The sequence below is a fragment of the Pseudomonas fluorescens group sp. PF-69 genome (genome assembly GCF_054481235.1).
In genome coordinates, this window is the sequence record NZ_JBTMNC010000001.1 from 4,668,262 (window position 1) to 4,691,769 (window position 23,508).

Here is a 23,508-nt window from a genome sequence, read left to right on the forward strand (position 1 = left end):
GTCAGATGTTCCAGCGCGGCGCAGTCTTCGCCAGGCGCTGGCGCATCTCGCCGATGTTGGCCGCCAACTGCCGGACCAGCAAACGATAACCGTCCAGCGAGCTATAGACCGGTGTGTCCAGGCTTGAATCCGGCAGCCCCTCAACAGGCCGGTTGAGCCGCTGGGACACGCCGGACTTCAGTGCCCGGGCCATGCCGATCAATTGCACGCGAATCAGTCGATGTTCCGCCTTCAGCGCCGATTGCAGATGGGCCATGGCGTCCGGGTCACTGGCATCCGGCCGGATGTTGCCAAGAATCTCCAGTGTGCTGACGCACATGCGCAAGTGACGCTGGATGGCATCGAGTTCGGTCATGGAAATCTTCACTTCCTTGGACACCGAGGGCATCAGTGAGCGCAACTGCACCATCACCGTGTTCAGGCGCCCCATGAGCTTGAGATGTTCGTCCGCCGTGACGGGTTCACCGTGGGTGATGCGTCCGTAGATCGTCGCGCAATCACGCAAGGCATCGGCCAGGTTGTAGCGCCAGGAATAGACCGCGTAGAGCGGCAGGGCGAAGGAAAACGCCAGGGCCAGGGCGATACCGATGAGGATATCGACCCCGCGCCACAGCCCATCGGAAACCGGATTGTCACCATGACCGGCGACGATGAACACGGTAATCGCGGCCAGCAGTGCCGTGTAACCGCCCTTGCCGATGGCGTGGTACGAGAAAAAACCGCAAATCACCGCCATGGCGAAATAGGTCAGCCACGGCATGCCAAGCCACGCCTGTTGCACCACCAAGGCCAGGCCGATCGTCGCCCCGACCAGGGTGCCGATGGCCCGCTCGGCGGATTTTTTGCCGATGTTGCCGTGGTGTTGCAAGCCGCCGATCACCACCAGCATCGTCACCGACGCCCACTCGCCGTGGGGCAGGTGGATGCCGGTGGTCAGCAGGATCGACGCCAGCAACCCCAGTGATACCCGAACGGCGTGGATGACCCTGGCATGACGATAGCGCCGGTACGGGTCCAGCAGCGGACGCAGTAAACGGCGCAACAGTGGTGGCAGTTGAAGGGTTCTGGACTGGCTCAGGTCGGCACTCCTCAGAAAATGTAATCGGTGGTCAGGAAGCTTGAACTGCGGCCGCTGATGATCTCGCTGATCAGTTCCTTGTTGCTCTCCTGGAATTTGGTCGCGACCAGTGTCCGGATCGAAAACACCCGCAGGGCGTCATGCACCGACAAAGTGCCCTCGGCCGAGTTCTTGCGGCCGTTGAAAGGGTAGGTGTCGGGGCCGCGCTGGCATTGGGCGTTGAGGTTGATGCGTCCGACCTGGTTGGCAAAGGTGTCCACCAGCCGCCCGACCGCCACCGGGTTGGTGCCGAAGATGCTCAACTGCTGGCCGAAGTCCGACTCCAGGACGTAATCGATCACCGTATCCAGGTGCCGGTACGGCACGATAGGTACAACCGGGCCGAACTGTTCCTCCTGATAGACGCGCATTTGCGGTGTCACCGGGTACAACAGCGCGGGATAGAAGAACGACGCGCGTGACTGGGCACCATGGGGGTTGACCACCATCGCCCCCTTGTCGAGCGCATCCGCCACCAGTGCATGCAGGTAAGCGACCTTGCCCGACTCCGGCAACGGCGTCAGGGCCACGCCGCTTTCCCAGGGCATGCCGGGTTTAAGCGTGGCGAGCCTGGCGTTGAATTTCTCGATGAAGCGTTCGACGACGTCTTCGTGGACAAAGAGGATTTTCAGCGCCGTGCAGCGCTGGCCATTGAACGACAGGGACCCGGTGACCGCTTCATTGACCGCATTGTCCAGATCCACTTCCGGCAGGACGATGCCGGGATTCTTCGCATCCAGGCCCAGCGCCGCGCGCAAACGGTGGGGTTTTGGATGGAGCTTTTTCAGGTCGCTGGCGGCTTTATTGGTGCCGATGAACGCAAAGATATCGATCTTGCCACTGGCCATCAGGGCGCTGACGGTCTCGCGACCACTGCCGTAAATAACGTTGATCACCCCGGCCGGAAAGCTGTCGCGGAAGGCTTCCAGCAATGGGCGAATCAGCAGCACACCGAGTTTGGCCGGTTTGAACACCACGGTGTTGCCCATGATCAGCGCCGGGATCAGCGTGGTGAAGGTTTCGTTCAGCGGGTAGTTGTAAGGGCCCATGCACAAGGCCACGCCCATCGGAACGCGGCGGATCTGGCCGAGGGTGTCCTGCTCCAGTTCGAAGCGGCTGGAGCGACGATCGAGCTCCTTGAGGGCATTGATGGTGTCAACGATGTAATCGCAGGTGCGGTCGAACTCTTTCTCCGAGTCCTTGAGGTTTTTGCCGATTTCCCACATCAGCAACTTGACCACCGCCTCGCGCTGTTCACGCATGCGGCCGAGGAAGGATTCGACGTGCTGGATGCGCTCGGCCACGCGCAGGGTCGGCCACAAGCCCTGGCCTCGGTCATAAGCGCGGACGGCGGCGTCGAGGGCGGTCAAGGCGGTCTCGGCATCGAGCAATGGCGTGCTGCCGAGGATGACTTGTTCATCGCCATTCGGGCCACTGAAATACACCGGGCTGCGGACCTGGGCGAGGGGGCCGGGCCAGGTTTTCAATACGCCGTCGACCAGGTATTCACGTTGTTCGGTCGGGCTGTCGAGGCGGTATTTTTCCGGGATGCTGCCGGCCTCGGGAAACAGATTGCCAAGGATGTTCGCTGTGGTCATGTCGCTACCCCGTATCAGATGTTGGCGAGCCCCGGCCACGGTAGGCGCGGGCTCGCTCGCGAAGGTCGTGAACGATAACGCGTAAAGTCAGACGCCCCGCGGTGGTTTTGGGTTTTTCGCGAGCGAACTCGCTCCTACATTCAACGTTCAATGCCCCGGATTTTGAGTCGATCGCGCGGCGACAGGCAGAGTAGAGGGGTTGAGGGTCTGGATATTGTGTCTCTAGCGTAGACCGCTTTGCGCAGTTCTTGTACATGGACATTGACCTGAGCACACACAAGGGCCGGTGCTGCGGTTAAACTTCGCGCTCTTTCATAAGGAGTTCATATGAGTCATTACCAGCCGGGCATTCTCGCCACCCCTGTTCCGCCTCAAGCTCGTCATATGTTCTTCGCCCTCGAATCCGCCGCTGCGCTGCCGGCGGCGCTCGACAATTTGATGCAACTGGTGGACGGCCAGTCGGCCGTGGTCGGCTTCGGTGAGTCCCTGGTCAAAGCCCTGAACGGCAACATTGAAGGGCTGCGGGTGTTCCCGGCGCTGACGGGCGCAGGCGTTGACAACCCGTCGACCCAACACGCGCTGTGGTGCTGGTTGCATGGCGTCGACCGTGGTGAGCTGCTCAATCGCAGCAACGCCCTTGAAGCGGCCTTGGCGCCGGCCTTGCGCCTGGTGCAGATGACCGAAGGCTTCCGCCATCGCGACGGCCATGACCTGACCGGCTACGAAGACGGCACCGAAAACCCCCGGGACGAGGCCGCTGCGGCTGCCGCGCTGGTGGCTGAAGGCGTTGACGGCACGGTCGGTGGCAGCTTTGCCGCGATCCAGCAATGGCAGCACGATTTGAAGGGCTTCCACGCGCTGCCTTCCCACGAAACCGACCACATCATGGGCCGACGCCTGAGCGACAACGAAGAACTCGATGACGCGCCGATCTCCGCCCACGTCAAGCGCACTGCCCAGGAAAGCTTCGCTCCCGAGGCGTTTATCGTGCGTCGCTCGATGCCGTGGATCGAAGGCGACCGCGCTGGCCTGATGTTTCTCGCCTTCGGTTTTTCCCTGGACGCCTTTGAAGTCCAGCTGCGGCGCATGAGCGGCCTGGAAGACGGCATCACCGACGGTTTGTACCGCATCAGTCGGCCGATTACCGGCGGCTATTACTGGTGCCCGCCGCTCAAGGACGGTCGACTGGACCTGCGTGCACTGCGTATCGACTGACAGACCACGAGCTGGCTTTTGTAGCGAGGGAGCTTGCTCCCTCGCCACAGGTGTTTCAGCGCACGATTGATCGTGCGCTCTAACCTTATTCCCAAACAGTATTTCTCAGCCCTCTCTTTAGAACCCTAAGATCACGTCATAACTCGTTATGACAAGTGATCTTCATGACCGATAACGTTCTATCCCTCAGTAGCGTTCCCTTGCACACCCAACTTCGGGATGTGCTGCGCGCCCGCATCCTCGATGGCCAGTACCCGCAAGACAGCCAGATGCCTTCGGAAAGCGAGCTCGGCGCGCTGTTCAAGGTCAGCCGCATCACCGTGCGCCAGGCCCTCGGTGACCTGCAAAAGGAAGGGCTGATTTTCAAGATCCACGGCAAGGGCACCTTCGTCGCCAAACCCAAGACCTTCCAGAACGTCAGCACCCTGCAAGGCCTGGCCGAGTCCATGACCGGTCGCGGCTACGAGGTGATCAACCGCCTACGCAGTTTCAAGTTCATTGCCGCCGACAAACTGGTGGCCGAGCGTTTGCAGGTCGCCGAGGGTGAAACCGTGGCGCAGATCAAACGGGTGCGGTTGATCAATCGCGAGCCGATTTCGCTGGAAATCACCTACCTGCCCAAAGCCATCGGCGAGCGCCTGGAGAAGGCAGACCTGGTCACCCGCGACATATTCCTGATCCTTGAAAACGACTGCGGCCTGGCCCTCGGTCACGCCGATCTGGCCATCGATGCGGTGCTGGCCGACAGCGATCTGACCCAGGCGCTGAACGTCGAACCCGGCTCGCCGATCATGCGCATCGAGCGTCTGACCCACGACGCTGAAGGCCGGCCCCTGGACTTCGAACACCTTTACTACCGAGGCGACGCGTTCCAGTACCGCCTGCGGATCGACCGGCAAAAAGGGGAGCAGGCATGAGCCGAAATACGTTGGAGCAGGAATACGACATCGTGGTGATCGGCGGTGGCACCGCCGGGCCCATGGCGGCGATCAAGGCCAAGGAACGCAACCGTGAGCTGCGGGTGCTGTTGATCGACAAGGCCAACGTCAAGCGCAGCGGCGCGATCAGCATGGGCATGGACGGCCTGAACAACGCGATCATCCCCGGCCACTCGACGCCAGAGCAGTACACCAAGGAAATCACCATCGCCAACGACGGCATCGTCAACCAGGCGGCGGTCTATGCCTATGCGACCCACAGCTTCGAAACCATCGAGCAACTGGACCGCTGGGGCGTGAAGTTCGAAAAGGACGAAACCGGCGACTACGCGGTGAAAAAGGTCCACCACATGGGCGCCTACGTGCTGCCGATGCCTGAAGGGCATGACATCAAGAAAGTGCTGTATCGCCAGCTGAAGCGGGCGCGGGTGAGCATCACCAATCGCCTGGTCTGTACCCGTTTGCTCAAGGACGAAGAGGGCGCGGTCAACGGTGTGATGGGCTTCGATTGCCGCACGGCCGACTTCCATGTGATCAAGGCCAAGGCGGTGATCCTGGCGTGCGGCGCCGCCGGGCGTTTGGGCCTGCCGTCTTCGGGCTACCTGATGGGCACTTACGAAAACCCGACCAATGCCGGCGACGGCTACGCCATGGCCTATCACGCCGGGGCCGAACTGGCGAACCTGGAATGCTTCCAGATCAATCCGCTGATCAAGGACTACAACGGCCCGGCCTGCGCTTATGTCACCGGTCCGCTGGGTGGCTACACCGCCAACAACAAGGGCGAACGCTTCATCGAGTGCGACTACTGGAGCGGGCAGATGATGTGGGAGTTCCACCAGGAACTGGAAAGCGGCAACGGCCCGGTGTTCCTCAAACTCGATCACCTGGCCGAGGAAACCATCCAGAATATCGAAGAGATCCTGCACAGCAACGAGCGCCCGAGTCGCGGTCAGTTCCACGCCAATCGCGGCACCGACTACCGCACGCAGATGGTCGAGATGCACATTTCCGAGATCGGTTTTTGCAGCGGGCATTCGGCGTCGGGCGTCTGGGTCAACGAACGAGCCGAAACCTCGGTCAAGGGGTTGTACTCGGCGGGGGACATGGCAGCAGTGCCGCACAACTACATGCTCGGCGCGTTCACTTACGGCTGGTTTGCCGGGACCAATGCGGCGGATTTCGTCGCCGGGCGTGAGTTTTCGGCGCTCGATGCCGCGCAGATCGAAACCGAGAAACAACGGGTCTACGCGCCACTGGACCGCGAACACGGCCTGCCACCGGCCCAGGTCGAGTACAAATTACGGCGCTTCGTCAACGACTACCTGCAACCGCCGAAAGTGACCAAGAAAATGCAAATCGGCCTGCAGCGCTTCAGCGATATCCAGCGCGACCTCGATCAGATCAAGGCCCGCAACGCCCACGAACTGATGCGAGCCATGGAAGTCAGCATGATCCGCGACTGCGCCGAGATGGCCGCCCGGGCCTCGTTGTTCCGCGCTGAAAGTCGCTGGGGGCTTTACCACTATCGGGTCGACCACCCGCAACGCAACGACAACGACTGGTTCTGCCATTGCCACCTGAAGAAGGATGAAAACGGCCTGATGACCAGTTTCAAGAAAGCCGTCGAGCCCTACATCATCCCGCTCGACGCCGATGAAATGCAGGCCTACGACCGGTTGCGGGTCGGTGCCGACGCGGCTTGATGCCGTCAACAAAAGAGAGACCGAACATGGCCTATCAACCCCAGGAAATCTTCTTCCGCTCCAACGCGCCGGTCACCGTCGACGAGGACCTGTGCATCGCCCACAAAGGCTGCACCGTGTGCGTCGACGTTTGCCCGATGGACTTGCTGGCCATCAACCCGGCCACGCAAAAGGCCTACATGGCCTTCGATGAGTGCTGGTACTGCATGCCCTGTGAGAAGGACTGCCCGACCGGGGCAGTGAAAGTGGACATCCCTTATTTGTTGCGCTGAATGACAGGACGCCATCGCGAGCAAGCTCGCACACAGTGTCTCTGTCTGCACCCACGAAACTTGTGGGAGCGAGCTTGCTCGCGATGAGGCCGGTACAAACAACCCAAAAGCCATCCGGCAACCACCGGACGCCTGTTTCAAACACCCCTCGTTTCCCACCACGCCCTGATCGTGGCGGAGACGAACATCCTATAAATGATTCGAGGGGAAACACCATGTTATTGCGTGCAGCATTTGCCGGTCTGGTACTGGCCTCATTCACCTTGTCGGCTTCGGCCGAAACCATCCGCATTGCCATCGGCACCCAGGACACCACGATCAACTGCGCCGCTGGCGGTCTGTTGATCCGCGAACTGGGCCTGCTCGACAAATACCTGCCCCACGACGGGCAGTACAAGGACGTGAAGTACGACGTGGAGTGGAAGAACTTCACCAGCGGCGCGCCCCTGACCAACGAGATGGTTGCCGGCAAACTCGATTTCGGCGCCATGGCCGATTTCCCCGGTTCGTTCAACGGTGTGGCGTTCGAAACGGCGGGCAAACACAGCCTGTTCATCAGCGTGCTGTCGGGCAGCATCAAGGGCAGTGGCAACGGCATCGTGGTGCCGAGTGCCTCGGGCGTGCAGTCGCTGGCCGAGCTGAAGGGCAAGACCATTTCCGTGCCGTTCGCCTCGACCGCCCATGGCATGTTGCTGCGTGCCGTGGCGGCCCAGGGTTGGGACCCGCTCAAGGACGTGAACATCATTGCCCAGCCACCGGAAGTCGCCGGCTCCGCCTTGCAGGCCGGCAAGATCGACGCCCATGCCGACTTCGTGCCGTTCGCCGAGCTATTCCCGAGCCGCGGGTTCGCACGCAAGATCTATGACGGTTCCCAGGCTGGGGCGCCGACCTTCCACGGTGCGCTGGTTGACCAGAGCTACGCGAAAAAATACCCGGAGATCGTCGTCGCCTACCTGCGCGCCAGCATCGAGGCCAATCAGTTGCTCGCCGCCGAACCGGAGAAGTACAGCGAACTGATCGCCAAGGTCACCGGGGTCGATGCCGAGGTTAATTACCTGTTCCACGGTCCGTTGGGTGTCCAGACCCGCGACCTGAGCTGGAAGCCGGAGTATCGCCAGGCCGTCGGCACCGCCATCGACACCCTCAAGCTGCTGAAAAAGGCTGATCGCGGGCTCGATCTGAATACCTTCATCGACGACCAGTACATCCGCGCCGCCTTCAAGGCCTCGAAACTGGACTACACCGCGCAACTGGCCAACTACGCGCAAACCCCGCTCAAAGCGGTCGATGCGTCCACTGGCAAAGCCATCACCGATTTCAGCCACGTGGCCGAGATCTGGGTGCGTGGCGAACCGAAAGTGCGTCAGTACGCGTCGGCGGAGGCAGCATTCACCGCGCTGGCCAGCCTCAAGCAGGAAGGCAAGAACATCCGCGCGGTGTATGCCCAGGCCAGCGACAGCGGCATCAAGTTGCTGGCGGATCAGGCGTGGTTTGCCAGTGATGCGAAAGGGCGCCTCAGCGCGTTCCTGCTCAAGGGCCAGGCCCAACAATTCGCCACGGCCCAGGGTGGCAAGGTATTCGACTTCACCGATGCCACCACCCAGGCGGTGGCCGTGCGCTAATCCAAAAACACCGCAGTCCCCCTGTAGGAGCGAGCCTCGCTCGCGATGGAGTGTCAGCCAAAGAGATGTCGACTGACACACCATCGCGAGCAGGCTCGCTCCTACAGGGAATCGGTTGAGAGGAACAATTGTGAACGGACCCTTTAAGCGCTGGCCACCCCGAGCCGCATCCTTGCTGCTCTGCCTGCTGTTCTGGCAGCTCGCCGCCAGCCATCACTGGAACCTTGGCCTGGTGACATTCGCCAATGTGCCAACACCGCTGGCCGTGATTCAGGCAGCTTTCGGTCTCGGTGACTCCGGCAAATTGGCCCGGCATTTGAGCAGCAGCCTTGGCCGGGTGTTCGCCGGATACCTCGCGGCACTGGTCATCGGCATTGCCCTGGGACTGGCCATCGGCCGTTCGAAATGGGCCGAAGACCTGTTGCTGCCGCCGCTGGAAGTACTGCGGCCGATACCGGCCGTGGCCTGGATTCCCCTGGCGATCCTGATGTTCCCCTCGTCAGAACTGTCGATGGTCTTCATCACCTTCACCGGCGCGTTGTTTCCGATCCTGCTCAACACCGTGCATGGCGTCGAAGGTGTCGATCCACGGCTGATCGCCTCGGCGAAAAGCCTCGGGGCAGGGCGGCGGGCGATTCTGCTGGAAGTGATCCTGCCGGGGGCTGCGCCAAGCATCATCACGGGCCTGGCCATCGGCATGGGCACCTCGTGGTTTTGCCTGGTGACCGCCGAGATGATCTCCGGCCAATACGGCATCGGCTATTACACCTGGGAGTCCTACACCATCCAGAACTACGCCGACATCGTGGTCGGCATGTTGCTGATCGGGGTGCTCGGGATGGGCAGCAGCCTGTTGATCAAGCGCCTCGGCGGTCTGTTCACGCCTTGGCATCGACCACGAGGAAAAGTCTGATGAGCGTCTTTCAACACCCGCAAGGGCGCATCGATATTCACGCCCTGTCGATCAGCCTGGGCGAGGGCAACGACGCTTTTGAAGCGGTGCAGGGGCTCGATTGCCAGATCGAGCCGGGACAGTTCGTGTGCATCCTCGGGCCGTCCGGTTGCGGAAAATCCACCTTGCTCGGTGCGCTCGCCGGTCACCTGCAACCGCGCACCGGCGTCCTCAATGTCGACGGCGCGCCGGTGTCTGGCCCGTCGCCACAGCGCGGTATGGTGTTTCAGCAGCACACGCTGTTCCCTTGGCGCACGGTGCGCGACAACGTCGCCTTCGGCCTGAAAATGCGCGGTATCGGCAAAGCCGAACGGCACCGGGCCGCCGATGAAATCCTCGCCCTGGTGGGCCTTGAAGGCTTTGCCGAGCGCTGGCCGGATCAACTGTCCGGCGGCATGCAGCAGCGGGTGGAAATCGCCCGGGTGCTGGTCAATCGTCCACGGTTGTTGTTGATGGACGAACCCTTCGGTGCCCTCGACGCCCTGACTCGCTTGAACATGCAGGAACTGCTGCTGGACATCTGGACACGGATTCGCACCACCGTGGTGTTCGTGACCCACGACATCGACGAAGCGCTGTTCCTTGCCGATCGCTTGCTGGTGATGAGCTCGCGCCCCGGCCGGATCATCGAAGACCTGCACCTGGACTTCCCGCGGCCACGCACCACCGAGCTGGTGACGAGCCACGAGTTCTCGCGCTTGAAGCGTCATTGCCTCGAGCTTCTGCGTCACGAAGACGGTCTGCAGCTACCGCGCCTGAACCCTCTCGGACTTCCTCCTGAAAACAAACTGCCGCGATTTGCCCTATGACCTCATTATTTGATGTGACCGATAACGACGACATTCTTGCCCTGCAACCACGCCTGACCGATGAGGATGCCGGCGTGCGCCGCATCGCGCTGATCGACCTGGCTGACCTGGAAGAGCCCGATGGTCTGCTGTGGCTGGTCGATCGCCTGGCGCACGACCCGGCCGAGGAGGTTCGCGCCGAAGCCGCGCGCTTGCTCGAAGCCTGGGAGGACGGGCCCGTGGTCGAGGCACTGTGCCAGGCCCTGACCGATCCCGCGCCACAGGTTCAAGCCGCCGCCGCGCAAAGCCTCAGCCTGCTCAAGAGCGAAGCGGCAGGCAGGGTGATTCTGCCGTGGACCGGACATGCCGACATCGGCGTGCGCATCGCTGCATTCAGGGCCTTGCGCGAGTTGCGCTTTCCCCAAGCCGCCCCGGCGGCCTTGCTGGCGCTGGACGATCACGACGCCAACGTCCGCCGTGAAGCGGTCGGCGTGCTGGGCTGGCTCAAGCAGCTCGATGCCTTGCCGGCCCTGGCGCGGCTGGCCAGTGATGACCCGGACACCGACGTCCGTCGCGCGGCCACCGGGGCGTTGGGGCTGGCGTCTGACGCACAGGTGCTGCCGGCCCTGCGACAGGCGCTGCAGGACCAGGCCTGGCAAGTGCGCGAAGAGGCCGCCACCACGCTGGGAAAGGTCGGGCATGCCGACGCCGGTGCCGCGCTGGTCGACGCCTTGGGCGACGATTACTGGCAAGTCCGCCTGCGCGCCACCCGCAGCCTCGGGCGTATACGTTATGCCCCGGCCCTGGAAGCCTTGATCGAAACCCTCGGCCACCGCATCAGCAATCTGCGCAAGGAAGCCGCGCTGGCCTTGGGCGAGTTGAACGAGCGGGGTGCCATCGCGCCGTTGTTGGCCGCCCAGGACGACGGCGACCCGGAAGTGCGCAAGGCGGTGCGCATCGCCTTGAGTCAACTGCAATGAACCCGCTGGCCATCGGCAATTCCCGAAGCAAACAACAATTGCGCCTGAACTGGCCGGACGGTCGCGAACAGCGGTTGGACCACGTCGAGTTGCGTCGCCAATGCCCGTGTTCGCAATGCCGGGCGTTTCGAATGCGGGGAATGGCGCCGCTGGTTGATGCTCGCATTGAGGTGGTCGAAGTGAATTCGCAGGGGTATGGATTGCAGTTGGTGTTCAGTGATGGGCATGAGCGGGGGATTTATCCGTGGGCTTATCTGGCTGGACTTAGGGACTGAATATTCAGTCTGGAGCATTTCCCCCCTATGTGCGGTTCCAGTTGTTTATGTCGCGAATGCAGGTTCAGTAATGGCTCGGATAAATGCATCGTCCACAGTCTTTGCTCCATACTTGTGCATGAACTCACTACCGTTGGCAAAGCGATTGAAGCGTTTCTGACTAATCATGTAAAAATAATCACAATGGTTAATGACTTCATCAACATTGTGCGAGGAGACAAGAATGGCGGTGCCCTCTCTGGCAGCGCCGTGAAGACATTGCCAAATATAGTGACGAAATTCTGGATCTACACCAGCAGTAGGTTCGTCGAGAATCACGAAGTCTGCAGAGATTGAAAGAAGAGAAAGAGTAAAGAACCAGCGTGTTTCTCCGTAGCTGCATAGCGATGATTTTTTGTTCCAGATATCTTGGTAGCGGTCAACTATCGCAGGGCTCCACGCACTTAATTTTTTTAGGGTTTTATCTTGTGTCATTGGCTCGCTTGATGACAGCGCAGTCACCATTTTAAAAATGTCACGCATGCGCAACGGTGGAGAAGTGGTAATGATCTGAGAAAGGTATAAGAAATGACTAAAGTCGTTTTTTATGAAGCCGCACTTTGCTTTTTTAAGGTCACAGATGATATCGAAAAAAGTTGTTTTTCCAGAGCCATTGGGCCCGAGAATTCCGACAATATCGCCTTGAGTAACCTCAAGAGACGCCTGGGTTAAGAGGGGGGTGGTTGAATAGGAGAAATCAATGTTTTGCACCCTGAACTTTTTCATCAGTACCGGCTCCATACAGGATTTATTCTAAGATATTTGAATGTCTTAAACAGTGTAAAAGTGAATAAAAGAACTATTGCGATTGTGGTGGGCTTATTGGATTGAAGGCCTTGTTCCATTATTTTGCTTGCAAGAGTTAGTGGGTTTGCAAGATTCAAGGTGTCAGTGATGTGGTTTGCTGTGCCGGTACTCATTACTCCGAGAATTAACATGCAGAACGAAAAGATGGAAAGCAACGTGTTCGAGTTCTGAAAGTTGATCGGTAGCCATGAAAATACAGCGCCGAGAGTGCAGAACATGATGAAGCAGACGTAGAAGCGTAGTGTGATACTTAGTAATTCATTGAGGTTGTAGTTTCCAAATGGAAATTTCGTCATTAGGTAAAAGGTCGCACAATAGGAAGTCGATATTAGTGAGTAGGTAATGAAGTGTGATGAAAGGAAAATTAGTTTTGAGTCCTTGGAGTAAATAAATGATCGGGTGAATCCGCTTTCCCTTCTTCCGATTATGTAAAAGGCGAATCCGAATAATGCAACGCTCGAGGAAATGTAGGCATAAAACCATGCTGAGACTGTAATGTAGTTACTGGAAAAATAGTTGGCGTCTTGCCTGGTCGCTGCAAAAAAATAGAACATCGCGCAAGGTGATATCATGATCCAAAATAATGAGATGGGTTCTTTTAATTGTTCTTTAATGAATATGGAGGTCAGGGAAAAAATTCTGGGCCAGATATTTTTAGTCATGATTGAATTCTCTATGGGAATGGAACCATTGTTTCTTTTCTTTCGTTATGTATTTCGAGGCAAAAAGAGTCTGAATAGTCGTTGATTATGTTTATGTCTGCTGAATTGTTCATGTGCATAAATATAGAAGGTGAAGTGAATTTGCAGAATGTGTAGTTGGTTCCTTTTATTTGAGTTGTTTTATGTAGAGGTTGTTTTTGCTCGTTGTGTTTGCCACTTGAAATTAAGTGGTGTTGCAAGAGTTAGTTGATTTTTCTGTTGGGTGCAAGTGAGATTTTTTTGTGTTGTAGGGGCATTCCTACATGCTTTCAGGAAGTGTCCTGCAAGAGATTCGGAGCCTTAGTGATTTGGTATGGTTTTAGTGCGGATAGTGTCTGTCGTGGAATTGTGAGATTTCTTTTTCAAACCATGTTTTAGTTTTCGGTAAGTAGAAATGATCTTGCTATGTCGAGTAGGGTATTTCCGTAGGATTAAATGTGCGTTTTTTTGCTTTTTTTTATGACGTTTATTTTTTTAAAGTGCTGACTTTTTCAAAAATACGACGAACGGTAGGCCTTGTTTTTTTTATCGTCCGTTTTGTTAGAGCAAGGAGCTCAGGGTATTGATCAGGCCCTTAGCGAGACAGCGACGGCCGGAGACCTTGGCGGTGGCAAGCCCGGTGGGTCTTACTATCACTATGTGGTGCAGTCGGTTTTCGAACCGCTGGATCAGGTGTTGAAGTTACAGCGATGCACTTGCCTGCTGATGCCGTCACGGCGCTGGAAGATTTCGCGGGTTGATGCGCAGGTTTGGGTTATCGATTTGCACTCGCAGGGGTATGGATTGCAACTGATCTTCAGCGATGGCCACGATCGCGGCATCTATCCCTGGCCCTATCTGGCACAACTCGCCCCCGAACCCACCGGAATCTAACGGTGGGAGCGAGCCTGCTCGCGATGGCGGCCTGACGGTCGCCATTGATATTGACTGGACGGCGCTTATCGCGAGCAAGCTCCCACACAGGGATCCGTGGTGGTCAGAAAGACTTGCTGATGCTCGCCACTACCGTCGCGCTGCACACATCATCGAACCCCCAATTGCTGGCGCACTGGCTCTTCGACAGGTTGGTGTCGACGTAGCTCAGGCCCAGCGTTACGCCGGCCAGTTCGTGGGTCAGTCGGACTTCCCATTCGCGGTACGAATCCTCGGCTTCACCCGAGTTCGAATACAGGGTCGGGTCCTTGAAGTCCATGTTGCCGTAACGCAGTTTCAGGCCGGTGCCATAGGGCAACTCGGTTTCATAACCGACGTAGGTGTAGAGCGAGTTCTGCTGGCTGTCTATGCCCGGCGCATCGTTGGAGTAATAGGCGCCGAGCTTCACCCCATAAACGCTGAGAATGCCGTAGACCTCGCTCTGATTGAACTGGCTCTCTTTCGGGTAACTGTATTTGAGATAACCAAGGTCGAGATTGACCGCATCGGTGGCTTGCCACAGCCAACCGGCGTAGTAGTCGATCTCTTGTCGGGTCTTCAGGCCGCCGCCAAAATCGACGTTGGAACTCCATGCGCCCAGGTACAGGCCACTGCTGTGGGTCAGGGTTGCGCCGGCCTGCAGGGCCGGGTCGTTCTGGGTTTGCGATATGCCACGGCTGCGGTAGTCGCTGGCCAGGTTGACGTCCAGCAGCAACGAGAAATCATCATTCAAGGGCACGGCCTGGCTGCTTAAAGGCAGCAGACTCAAGGAGCCGAGGGCGAACAGGGTGAAAGCTTTCATGGGGTACGTCCCGCTATTGTGATTGTTATAGGCAGAAGTCGGGCATGGCTGCGCCTGGCCCCGTGTTGAGAAACACGGAGTCGGGCAGCGGAGGGGTTGCTGTTTTTCTTAGAGGGTTGGTGCGTAGACCTGACGACCGGCGAACCAGGTTTGCAACACTTGGGTGTCGTGCAGGGCTTTTTCGTCGACGCTGAACACATCGCGGTCGACCACGATGAAGTCGGCCTGTTTGCCAGCGGTCAAGGAACCGATCTGTTTGTCCAGGCCAATGGTGCGGGCGGCGTTGAGGGTATAGGCGTAGAACATGGTTTCGCGGTCGATGCGTTCATCGGCGTTGAGCACGCCCATTGGACCGACCCGGGTCATGGCCTGGGCCATGGCGTTCCACGGATTGGGCGAAGACACCGGCCAGTCGCTGGCCCCGGCGATGGTTGCGCCTTGCTTGAGCAAGGAGTGCGCCGGGTATTGGTAACGGAACGCCAGGGCACTGACGTAAGGCTTGATCATGTCCGTGGTGTAGTCGTCGGCACTGGCCCACAGCAGTTGCATCGAAGCGATGACATCGAGCGGTTTGAAGCGGGCGAACTCTTTCGGATTGACGATCTGCAAGTGCGTGATCGAGTGGGTCACGCCGCTCTGCCGGTCCTTGCGCGCCTGGGCGATGCCATTGAGCGATTCGCGTACCGCGCGGTCGCCGATGGCGTGGATGTGCACCAGCCAGCCCCGTTGATCGATGGCGCTGACCAGCTCACCGAAGTGCTTGGGATCGATCAGCAGTTCGCCCGGTTTGTGCGAGTTGGTGTAGGGATCGATCATCGCTGCGCTCTGCGCCGGGTACTCGATCACGCCGTCGGCGAAGATCTTCAGGCCCGGCAGCGTCAGGTTGGGGATGCCCTGGAACTGCTGGCGGACCTTGTCCAGGGTGTCGAGATCGGCCGGCACGCTTTTCGGATTGGCCACCAGCAACGCGGCGACGTGGGCGGTCATGCCGCCGCTTTCGGACAGGGCTTTGTACACCGGCAGCACGCCCACGGTTTTCTCCGTGGGCTTGAGGGCGAACAGCGGTTCGCCAGGCGCGGCGTTGGCCGCAGGGTCCATCCACGCCGTGATGCCGAGGCTGTTGTTGTAGCTCACGGCGGTTTGCGCTGCCTTGAGCATGTCGGCGGCACTTGGCGACGGCATTTTCGAGGACACCCTGTCCCAACCGGCGTCCACCAGAAATCCGTTGGGGCTGCCATCGGCGAGTTTGCCGATGGTGCCTTTCTCGGCGTCCGGCAGGTTTTTCAGCAGCGTCGCATCGATGCCGGCGCGCTTGAGCATCACATTGTTGGCCCAGGCCGTGTGGTGATCGCTGCCGGTAAACACCACGGGCACGTCGGCCCATTCGCCGCTGTTGAATGTCTTGCCCAGGGCTTCGGACTGCGCCCAGTAAGCGGAGCTCATGCCAGCCACGGTCAGGACATCGCCATGCCGGGCCTTGCCGTCGTCACGCCAGGCACGCAGGCGTTTTTCCAGTTCGTCGAGCTCGACCACCTCGTCTTCCATGTTGGCCGCGACCATTTCCAGTCCGCCGAAAATCGCGTGGGAATGACTGTCGATCAGGCCGGGCATCAGGGTCTTGCCACCCAGGTCGATGACTTGGGTCCCTGAGTCGATCAAGGCCTTGATCTGCGCATCGCTGCCCACTTGCAGCACTTTGCCGTTCTGCACCGCCAGGGCCTGAACCTTGGGCTGGTTGCGGTCGGCGGTGAAAATCTTGCCGTTGAACAACACCAGATCAGTCGCCGCCATGGCTTCCAACGAGGCAAAACTCATTGCCACCATCAGTAGATTCGGGATGAATCTTTTCATTGAATGTTTCCTTGTTATTGCGTCTGATGGCCAGATTAGTGGCTTGCCGCCGTCGGCAGAACGCCTCACTCACGAAAAACGTTTTTGCCTGAATGGAAAAAGAATGGACAAGTTGGGTGCACTGAAAATGTTCGTGGTCACCGCGCAACTGGGCAGTTTCAGTCGCGCCGCCGAGCAACTGGGCAAGACCCCATCGGCCCTGACCAAAGCGGTCAACCATCTGGAGACGGAGCTGGGCGCGCGTTTGTTCGAGCGCAGCACCCGGCGGATTTCGCTCACGGAATCCGGACGTCTTTACCTGGAAACCGCGCGTCAGGTCTTGCAGCGGCTGGACGAGGCGGGCGAGGAGATCGAGCAGTTGCAGCACGGCTTGCGCGGCAGTCTGAAAATCACCGCACCGCTGGCTTATGGACAGGCTTTTCTTGACCTGGTCGTGGGCGGTTTTCTTGAGCAATACCCGCAGATCGACCTGCAAGTGGACCTGTGCGATGCGTTCGTCAATTTGCTCGAAAGCGGCTACGACCTGGCGTTGCGCGAAGGGCATGACGACTTGCCGGGGCTGATCGCCCGGGTGGTCGGCAGCAATCGCCTGGCGTTGTGTGGCAGCCCGGAATATCTGGCGCGCAAGGGGCTGCCGGTCACCCCGCAAACCCTTGATCAGCACGAATGGTTGTTGTATCGCCACCCATTGCTCAGCCGCGAATTCTGGTGGGTCGAGCGCGACGGCCAGCGCCTGAGTCTGCCGCAGCCCCAGACGCCACGATTGCGCAGCGACAATTACGATCTGTTGCTGGCCAATGCCCTGGCCGGGCGCGGTCTGCTGCACACCCCGCTATGGAGCGCCGCGCCGTACCTCGCCGACGGGCGACTGGTGCAGGTGATGGCCGACTACGACATCGACCCGGACAGCTTTGGCCCGCACATTCTGGCGGTGTACCCCAGCCATCGGCGGGCCACGGCCAAAGTGCTGGCGTTTATCGATTACATCGCAGGGTTTCTGGCTTCACGTGGTCTGTAAGAGCAGTCGGTCGGCTGCTCCTACAGAAGTCCTTGTAAGAAAAAATCGAAAAGAGTACAAATGTACTCCATGACGACTCTCACTCCCCGCCGTACTGCCATCCTGACCTTTATCCGCGAGCGCATCGCCGAACACGGTCAGTCCCCGAGCCTCGCCGAGATCAGCGAGGCGTTCGGTTTCGCCTCCCGCAGCGTGGCGCGCAAGCATGTGCTGGCGCTCACCGAAGCCGGGTTTATCGAGGTCAATCCGCATCAGGCCCGGGGCATTCGCCTGCTCGGGCAGCCACCGCGTCCCGAACTGCTGGACATCCCGGTGCTCGGTCGGGTGGCGGCCGGTGCGCCCATTGGCGCCGATGCCGAAATCCATAGCCGCCTGCTGCTCGACCCGTCGATTTTCTCCCGGGTGCCGGACTACATGCTGCGGGTCCGCGGTGACTCGATGATCGAGGACGGCATTCTCGACGGCGATCTGGTGGGCGTGCACCGCAACCCCGAGGCGCTCAACGGCCAGATCGTCGTGGCGCGCCTGGACGGCGAGGTCACCATCAAGCGTTTCGAGCGGGTCGGCGACCGGGTTCGCCTGTTGCCGCGCAACCCGGCCTACCAGCCGATCATCGTCGAGGCCGACCGGGACCTGGCCATCGAGGGGGTGTTCTGCGGTCTGGTGAGGCAAGGCTGATGGGTGCCGTCGTTGCGCTGGATACGCTGTTCAATGGCGGCGAGGTCTGGAAGGGCCGGCCTGCGCCGCCCGCCGTCAGCCCGCAACCCACCGGACATGCGGCGCTGGATGCGGCGTTGCCCACGGGCGGCTGGCCGGAAGCGGCGCTGACCGAAATCCTCCTGGCCGGGCAGGGCGTGGGCGAGTTGCAACTGGTGTGGCCGGCACTGGCGCGGCTGTCGGCGGCGGGCGAGCGCATTGTGCTGGTGGCGCCGCCCCATGTGCCGTATCCCCAGGCCTGGCAGAGCGCCGGTGTCGATCTGCGCCAGTTGTCGATCATCCAGGCCAGCGAACGCGATGCGCTGTGGGCGGCGGAACAATGCCTGCGTTCGGGCAGTTGCGGCGCGGTGCTGTGCTGGCCGCACAAGGCCGATGACCGCGCCCTGCGCCGCTTGCAGGTGGCGGCGGAAACCGGCTCGACCCTGGCGTTCGCCTATCGCTCGATCAGTGAAGCGATCAACCCGTCGCCAGCGGCCCTGCGCATCGCCATCGATGCCCCCATCAATGCCAAGCCTGCGCAACTGCGGGTGCTCAAGTGCCGGGGCGGCCTGGCCCGTTCGGCGCCGATTGCCTTTGCCGTAGGGCATTGAGGTTGCCATGCGCTGGGTCTGTATTCTTTTCCCGCAATTGGCGCTGGACGCGGTACTGCGTCAGCGCGCCGACCCCGAAGCGCCGCTGGCGTTGCTGACCGGCCCGGCCCAGCGCCGGGTGTTGCAGGCGGTCAATGGCCCGGCGCGGGCGCTGGGCTTGCGTCCCGGCCAGTCCATGAGCGCCGCCCAGGCCTTGAGCAAGGGCTTTGCCACGGCCGAATACGACACGGCTGAAATCGAACACTGGCAGCAGTTCCTGGCCGCCTGGGCGTATCGCTTCAGTTCCCAGGTCAGCGTGCATTACCCGCGCGCGCTGGTGTTTGAAATCGAGTCCAGCCTGGGACTGTTCGGTGGCTGGTCGCCCTTCGAGGCGCGTTTGCGCAGCGAGCTTGGCGAGTTGGGTTTCCGTCACCGCATCGTCGCCGCGCCCAACCCGGTAGCGGCGCGGATGTTGGCCAACGTCCATGACGGCCTGGTGGTGCCCGACGATCAAGCCTTGCAGTATCACCTCGGGCAATTGCCCGTCGACCGCATCGGGCTGGAGGCCAACGTCGCCACCGCGTTGTCGCGCATGGGCCTGCGCACCTTGAGCCAGGTGCAGGCGTTGCCTCGGCACAGCCTGGCGCGGCGCTTCGAGGCCCCGGTGCTCAAGCACCTGGACACCTTGCTTGGCTTGCGGCGCCTGGCGCTGGCGTTTTATCTGCCGCCGGACCGCTTCGATGTGCGTATCGAACTCAACTTCGATGTGCAATCCCATCAGGCCTTGCTGTTTCCGTTGCGCCGATTGACCGGCGATCTGTCGGCGTTTCTCTGCGGGCGCGACAGCGGCGTGCAACGTTTCGACCTGCACCTGGAACACGCTGGCTTGCCGGACACGTTGATCAAGGTGGGGCTGCTCAGCGCCGAGCGCGATCCGGCGATGCTCTTCGAACTGGCGCGGGGGCGGCTGGAGCAAGTGCAGGTCGAGGCGCCGGTGCGCGGTTTTCGCCTGCGCGCCGAAGACTTGCCGAGCTTCGTTCCGCAGTTTCAGGAGCTGTTCGACGATCGCCCACAGCAAACCTTGCCCTGGGAACAACTGCGCGAACGCCTGCGCGCTCGGCTGGGGGACGACGCGGTGCACGGCTTGCGCTTTCAGGCCGATCACCGTCCGGAGTGTGCGTGGCAAGCCAGTGCCGACCACCAGCCCTGCGCCGGATTGCCAAGCGTGCAACGGCCAGGCTGGCTGCTGACCGAACCGCTGGCGGTACACGAAGGCTCGACGCGCATTCTCATGGGCCCGGAACGCATCGAGTCCGGCTGGTGGGACGGCGACGACGTGCGCCGCGATTACTACCTGATCGAAACCCGTAGCGGCCAGCAGGGCTGGGCTTATCGTGCGGTCGGCGAGGATGGCCCGCTGTGGCTGCAGGGCTGGTTCGCATGAGCGCCGGGTATGCCGAACTGCACTGCCTGTCGAACTTCAGTTTCCAGCGCGGTGCCTCCAGTGCCCTTGAGTTGTTTCAGCGGGCAAAAAAACAGGGCTATCAGGCCCTGGCGATCACCGATGAATGCACCCTGGCCGGCATCGTCCGCGCCTGGCAAGCGGCGAAGTCCCTGGAGCTGCCCCTGATCATCGGCAGCGAAGTGCGCATCGAGAATGGCCCGAAACTGGTGCTGCTGGTGGAGAACCTCGAGGGTTACCAGGCGTTATGCCGACTGATTACCCGAGCCCGCCGCCGTACGCAAAAAGGCCAGTATCAAGTGTTGCGCGAGGACTTCAGCGAACCGTTGCCGGGGCTGCTGGCGCTGTGGGTGCCGGACACGGTCGATGATTTTGCACAGGGTGACTGGCTGAAACAGGTTTTCGCTGAACGGCTGTGGTTGGCGGTGCAGTTGCACCGTGGTCAGGACGATGCCCGGCGCCTCGATGCGCTGCTGACGCTGGCCAGGGAGCTGCAGATTCCTGCGGTGGCCAGCGGCGATGTACACATGCACGCTCGCGGGCGGCGCGCCTTGCAGGACACCATGACCGCGATCCGCTATCACCTGCCGGTGGCCGATGCCGGGTTGCGCCTGCACCCCAACGGCGAACGCCACCTGCGCAGCCTCGACGTCTTGCGCGATCTCTATCCAGCGGCCTTGCTCGACGAAACCCTGGCCATCGCCCGGCGCTGCACGTTCGACCTCGGCCAGCTGCGTTATCAGTATCCACGGGAGCTGGTGCCGCAAGGGCACAGCGCCGCGTCCTGGCTGCGCGAGTTGACCGAGCGCGGCATTCGCGAGCGCTGGCCCGGCGGGGCGAGCGAGAAGGTGCGCGGCCTGATCGACAAGGAACTGGGGCTGATCGCCGAGCTGGGTTATGAAAGCTATTTCCTGACCGTGCAGGACATCGTTGCCTTCGCCCGGCGCGAGAAGATTCTGTGTCAGGGCCGGGGCTCGGCGGCCAACTCGGCGGTGTGTTTCGCCTTGGGCATCACCGAGATCGACCCTGATCGCATGAACATGCTGTTCGAGCGCTTTCTCTCCAAGGAACGCAACGAACCGCCGGACATCGACGTCGATTTCGAGCACGAACGCCGCGAAGAAGTCTTGCAGTATGTGTTCCAGCGTTATGGCCGGGGGCGTGCCGCGCTGACCGCCGTGGTCAGCAGCTATCACGGCGCCGGCGCGGTGCGCGACGTGGCCAAGGCGCTGGGGTTGCCGCCGGATCAGGTCAACGCCCTGGCCGACTGCTGTGGCCACTGGAGCGATCAGGCTCCGCCCGTGGAGCGCCTGCGTGAAGGCGGGTTCGACCCTGACAGCCCGGTGTTGCGCAGGGTCCTCAGCCTGACCCGGCAACTGATCGGGTTTCCCCGGCACCTGTCCCAGCACCCCGGCGGCTTCGTGATTTCCGAGCAGCCGCTGGACCATCTCGTGCCGGTGGAGAACGCCGCCATGGCCGAGCGCACCATCATTCAGTGGGACAAGGACGATCTCGATGCGGTCGGGTTGCTCAAGGTGGATATCCTGGCCTTGGGCATGCTCAGCGCGATTCGTCGCTGTTTCGATTTGCTGCGCCGTCATCGCAACCTGGACCTGAGCCTGGCGACGATCCCCTCCGAAGACGCGCCAACCTACGACATGATCGGCCGCGCCGACACCATCGGCGTGTTCCAGATCGAATCCCGGGCACAAATGTCGATGCTGCCCAGGCTCAAGCCGCGCAAGTTCTATGACCTGGTGATCGAGGTGGCCATCGTCCGCCCCGGACCGATCCAGGGCGGCATGGTGCATCCGTACCTGCGCCGGCGAAACAAGGAAGAACTCGAAAGCTATCCCTCGGAAGAGTTGCGGGAGGTGTTGAAGCGCACCCTGGGCGTTCCACTGTTTCAGGAACAGGTGATGCAGATCGCCATTGTTGCCGCCGACTACAGCCCCGGCGAGGCCGACCAGCTACGCCGCTCCATGGCGGCCTGGAAACGTCATGGCGGGCTGGAGCCGCACAAGGATCGGCTGGCCGCCGGCATGAAGAAAAAAGGCTACACGGCTGAATTCGCCGCGCAGATTTTCGAGCAGATCAAGGGCTTTGGCAGTTACGGTTTTCCCGAATCCCACGCCGCCAGTTTTGCCTTGCTGACCTATGCCAGTTGCTGGTTGAAATGCCACGAGCCGGCAGCCTTTGCCTGTGCGCTGATCAACAGTTGGCCCATGGGTTTCTACAGCCCGGACCAGATTCTGCAGGACGCGCGTCGCCACCATCTGCAGATCCGCCCGGTGGACGTGCGGGCCAGCGACTGGGATTGCAGCCTGGAACCGCTCAGCGGCGGGCAACCGGCGATTCGCCTGGGGTTGCGCATGATCAAGGGCTTTCGCGAGGACGATGCCCGGCGTATCGAGGCGGCGCGCTCGAACGGTGCGTTTGCCGACGTCGCCGACCTTGGCGAACGGGCGCGACTCGATGCCCGCGCCCAGGAGCTACTGGCCGATGCCGGTGCGCTGCGGGGGTTGGCCGGTGATCGGCATCGGGCGCGCTGGGAAGTGGCGGGGGTGCAAAAGCAGCTTGGCCTGTTTGCCGGCCTGCCCAGTCAGGAGGAGGGCGCTGTGTCGCTGCCCAAACCCACGGTGGGCGAGGACCTGCTGGCCGATTACAACAGTCTGGGCACCACCTTGGGGCCGCATCCGCTGGCGTTGTTGCGCGGTGAGTTGAAGGCACGGCGCTGCCGCAGTTCCAAGGAATTGCTGGCGGTCGAGCACGGGCGGCCAGTCAGCGTCGCCGGCCTGGTGACGGGACGGCAGCGACCGGGCACCGCCAGCGGCGTGACCTTCGTCACCCTGGAAGACGAGTTCGGCAACGTCAACGTGGTGGTCTGGCGCGACCTGGCCGAGCGGCAACGCCAGGTGCTGGTCGGCTCACAATTGCTCAAGGTCGATGGGCGCTGGGAAAAAGAGGGCGAAGTGCGCCACCTGATTGCCGGGCGCTTGAGTGACCTGAGCCCACTGTTGGACGGCATCAGCGTGCGTAGCCGGGATTTCCGCTAACGACGCACCCCTGTAGGAGCGAGCTTGCTCGCGATGGGCGCAAGAACACCGCAGTTCATCAGGCACCCCGCATTATCGTTGACGTTTTTCGCGAACAAGCTCGCTCCTGCA

20 protein-coding genes are annotated in these 23,508 nt (G+C 60.8%); 15 read left to right on the top strand and 5 right to left on the bottom strand.

Going from position 1 to position 23,508, the window contains the following annotated elements; translation table 11 throughout:
- Position 1: 1 nt before the first annotated feature.
- The gene (locus ACX3YF_RS22105; RefSeq protein ID WP_458974859.1) at positions 2-1,045 is read right to left on the bottom strand and encodes an FUSC family protein; all 1,044 of its coding nucleotides are present in this window, start codon (positions 1,043-1,045) and stop codon (positions 2-4) included.
- A gap of 44 nt (positions 1,046-1,089) precedes the next feature.
- Positions 1,090-2,715 (bottom strand): NADP-dependent glyceraldehyde-3-phosphate dehydrogenase, encoded by a 1,626-nt coding sequence (locus ACX3YF_RS22110; protein ID WP_458952503.1) that lies wholly within the window; start codon positions 2,713-2,715, stop codon positions 1,090-1,092.
- A gap of 327 nt (positions 2,716-3,042) precedes the next feature.
- On the opposite strand from ACX3YF_RS22110, the gene ACX3YF_RS22115 reads away from it, so the two are divergent.
- The 9 genes from ACX3YF_RS22115 to ACX3YF_RS22155 all read left to right on the top strand — a co-directional run bounded on the left by ACX3YF_RS22115 (position 3,043) and on the right by ACX3YF_RS22155 (position 11,463).
- Positions 3,043-3,930, top strand: a complete 888-nt coding sequence (locus tag ACX3YF_RS22115; protein WP_458974251.1) for a Dyp-type peroxidase — start codon at positions 3,043-3,045, stop codon at positions 3,928-3,930.
- Between the two features lie 164 nt (positions 3,931-4,094).
- Positions 4,095-4,847 (top strand): GntR family transcriptional regulator, encoded by a 753-nt coding sequence (locus ACX3YF_RS22120; protein WP_458974252.1) that lies wholly within the window; start codon positions 4,095-4,097, stop codon positions 4,845-4,847.
- Entirely contained in the window at positions 4,844-6,574 is a 1,731-nt protein-coding gene (locus tag ACX3YF_RS22125) for a fumarate reductase/succinate dehydrogenase flavoprotein subunit (protein WP_458944993.1), read from the top strand. Before ACX3YF_RS22120 ends, ACX3YF_RS22125 begins: the two co-directional genes overlap by 4 nt.
- A gap of 26 nt (positions 6,575-6,600) precedes the next feature.
- The gene (locus ACX3YF_RS22130) at positions 6,601-6,846 is read left to right on the top strand and encodes a 4Fe-4S dicluster domain-containing protein (protein WP_008060065.1); all 246 of its coding nucleotides are present in this window, start codon (positions 6,601-6,603) and stop codon (positions 6,844-6,846) included.
- 215 nt (positions 6,847-7,061) lie between these two features.
- Positions 7,062-8,468: an ABC transporter substrate-binding protein gene (locus ACX3YF_RS22135; protein WP_448646740.1), complete on the top strand. Its 1,407-nt coding sequence runs from the start codon at positions 7,062-7,064 to the stop codon at positions 8,466-8,468.
- A 130-nt stretch (positions 8,469-8,598) separates the two neighbouring features.
- Positions 8,599-9,381, top strand: coding sequence for an ABC transporter permease subunit (locus tag ACX3YF_RS22140; protein WP_196585182.1), 783 nt, complete (start codon positions 8,599-8,601; stop codon positions 9,379-9,381).
- Entirely contained in the window at positions 9,381-10,229 is an 849-nt protein-coding gene (locus ACX3YF_RS22145) for an ABC transporter ATP-binding protein (RefSeq protein WP_448646739.1), read from the top strand. Before ACX3YF_RS22140 ends, ACX3YF_RS22145 begins: the two co-directional genes overlap by 1 nt.
- Positions 10,226-11,188 (top strand): HEAT repeat domain-containing protein, encoded by a 963-nt coding sequence (locus tag ACX3YF_RS22150; protein WP_458944995.1) that lies wholly within the window; start codon positions 10,226-10,228, stop codon positions 11,186-11,188. Before ACX3YF_RS22145 ends, ACX3YF_RS22150 begins: the two co-directional genes overlap by 4 nt.
- Positions 11,185-11,463: a DUF971 domain-containing protein gene (locus ACX3YF_RS22155; protein WP_458974253.1), complete on the top strand. Its 279-nt coding sequence runs from the start codon at positions 11,185-11,187 to the stop codon at positions 11,461-11,463. The genes ACX3YF_RS22150 and ACX3YF_RS22155 overlap by 4 nt, the downstream gene beginning before the upstream one ends.
- Before the next feature lie 45 nt (positions 11,464-11,508).
- Here ACX3YF_RS22155 and ACX3YF_RS22160 read toward each other — a convergent pair whose 3' ends face one another.
- On the bottom strand, positions 11,509-12,228 hold the full coding sequence (locus ACX3YF_RS22160) for an ATP-binding cassette domain-containing protein (RefSeq protein WP_458974254.1): 720 nt from the start codon (positions 12,226-12,228) through the stop codon (positions 11,509-11,511).
- 1,298 nt (positions 12,229-13,526) lie between these two features.
- On the opposite strand from ACX3YF_RS22160, the gene ACX3YF_RS22165 reads away from it, so the two are divergent.
- Positions 13,527-13,883 carry a gamma-butyrobetaine hydroxylase-like domain-containing protein gene (locus ACX3YF_RS22165; protein WP_288101361.1) on the top strand — a complete coding sequence of 119 codons (357 nt, stop codon included), beginning with the start codon at positions 13,527-13,529 and terminating at the stop codon, positions 13,881-13,883.
- A 103-nt stretch (positions 13,884-13,986) separates the two neighbouring features.
- Here ACX3YF_RS22165 and ACX3YF_RS22170 read toward each other — a convergent pair whose 3' ends face one another.
- Together ACX3YF_RS22170 and ACX3YF_RS22175 are read right to left on the bottom strand one after the other, a co-directional pair.
- The gene (locus tag ACX3YF_RS22170) at positions 13,987-14,724 is read right to left on the bottom strand and encodes a TorF family putative porin (RefSeq protein WP_458974255.1); all 738 of its coding nucleotides are present in this window, start codon (positions 14,722-14,724) and stop codon (positions 13,987-13,989) included.
- A gap of 108 nt (positions 14,725-14,832) precedes the next feature.
- Positions 14,833-16,575 carry an amidohydrolase gene (locus ACX3YF_RS22175; protein ID WP_196586809.1) on the bottom strand — a complete coding sequence of 581 codons (1,743 nt, stop codon included), beginning with the start codon at positions 16,573-16,575 and terminating at the stop codon, positions 14,833-14,835.
- Between the two features lie 103 nt (positions 16,576-16,678).
- Here ACX3YF_RS22175 and ACX3YF_RS22180 point away from each other — a divergent pair, with 103 nt between their 5' ends.
- Genes ACX3YF_RS22180 through ACX3YF_RS22200 form a run of 5 tightly spaced genes read left to right on the top strand, consistent with a single transcriptional unit; the run spans position 16,679 to position 23,397 of the window.
- Positions 16,679-17,593: a LysR family transcriptional regulator gene (locus ACX3YF_RS22180; protein ID WP_458974256.1), complete on the top strand. Its 915-nt coding sequence runs from the start codon at positions 16,679-16,681 to the stop codon at positions 17,591-17,593.
- Positions 17,594-17,653: 60 nt separating this feature from the next.
- Positions 17,654-18,271, top strand: coding sequence for a transcriptional repressor LexA (gene lexA, locus ACX3YF_RS22185; RefSeq protein WP_090322797.1), 618 nt, complete (start codon positions 17,654-17,656; stop codon positions 18,269-18,271).
- Entirely contained in the window at positions 18,271-18,900 is a 630-nt protein-coding gene (gene imuA / locus ACX3YF_RS22190) for a translesion DNA synthesis-associated protein ImuA (RefSeq protein WP_458974257.1), read from the top strand. The genes lexA and imuA overlap by 1 nt, the downstream gene beginning before the upstream one ends.
- Before the next feature lie 7 nt (positions 18,901-18,907).
- Positions 18,908-20,323, top strand: coding sequence for a Y-family DNA polymerase (locus ACX3YF_RS22195; protein WP_130204091.1), 1,416 nt, complete (start codon positions 18,908-18,910; stop codon positions 20,321-20,323).
- The gene (locus tag ACX3YF_RS22200) at positions 20,299-23,397 is read left to right on the top strand and encodes an error-prone DNA polymerase (protein WP_458974258.1); all 3,099 of its coding nucleotides are present in this window, start codon (positions 20,299-20,301) and stop codon (positions 23,395-23,397) included. Before ACX3YF_RS22195 ends, ACX3YF_RS22200 begins: the two co-directional genes overlap by 25 nt.
- The last annotated feature ends 111 nt before the right edge of the window (positions 23,398-23,508 follow it).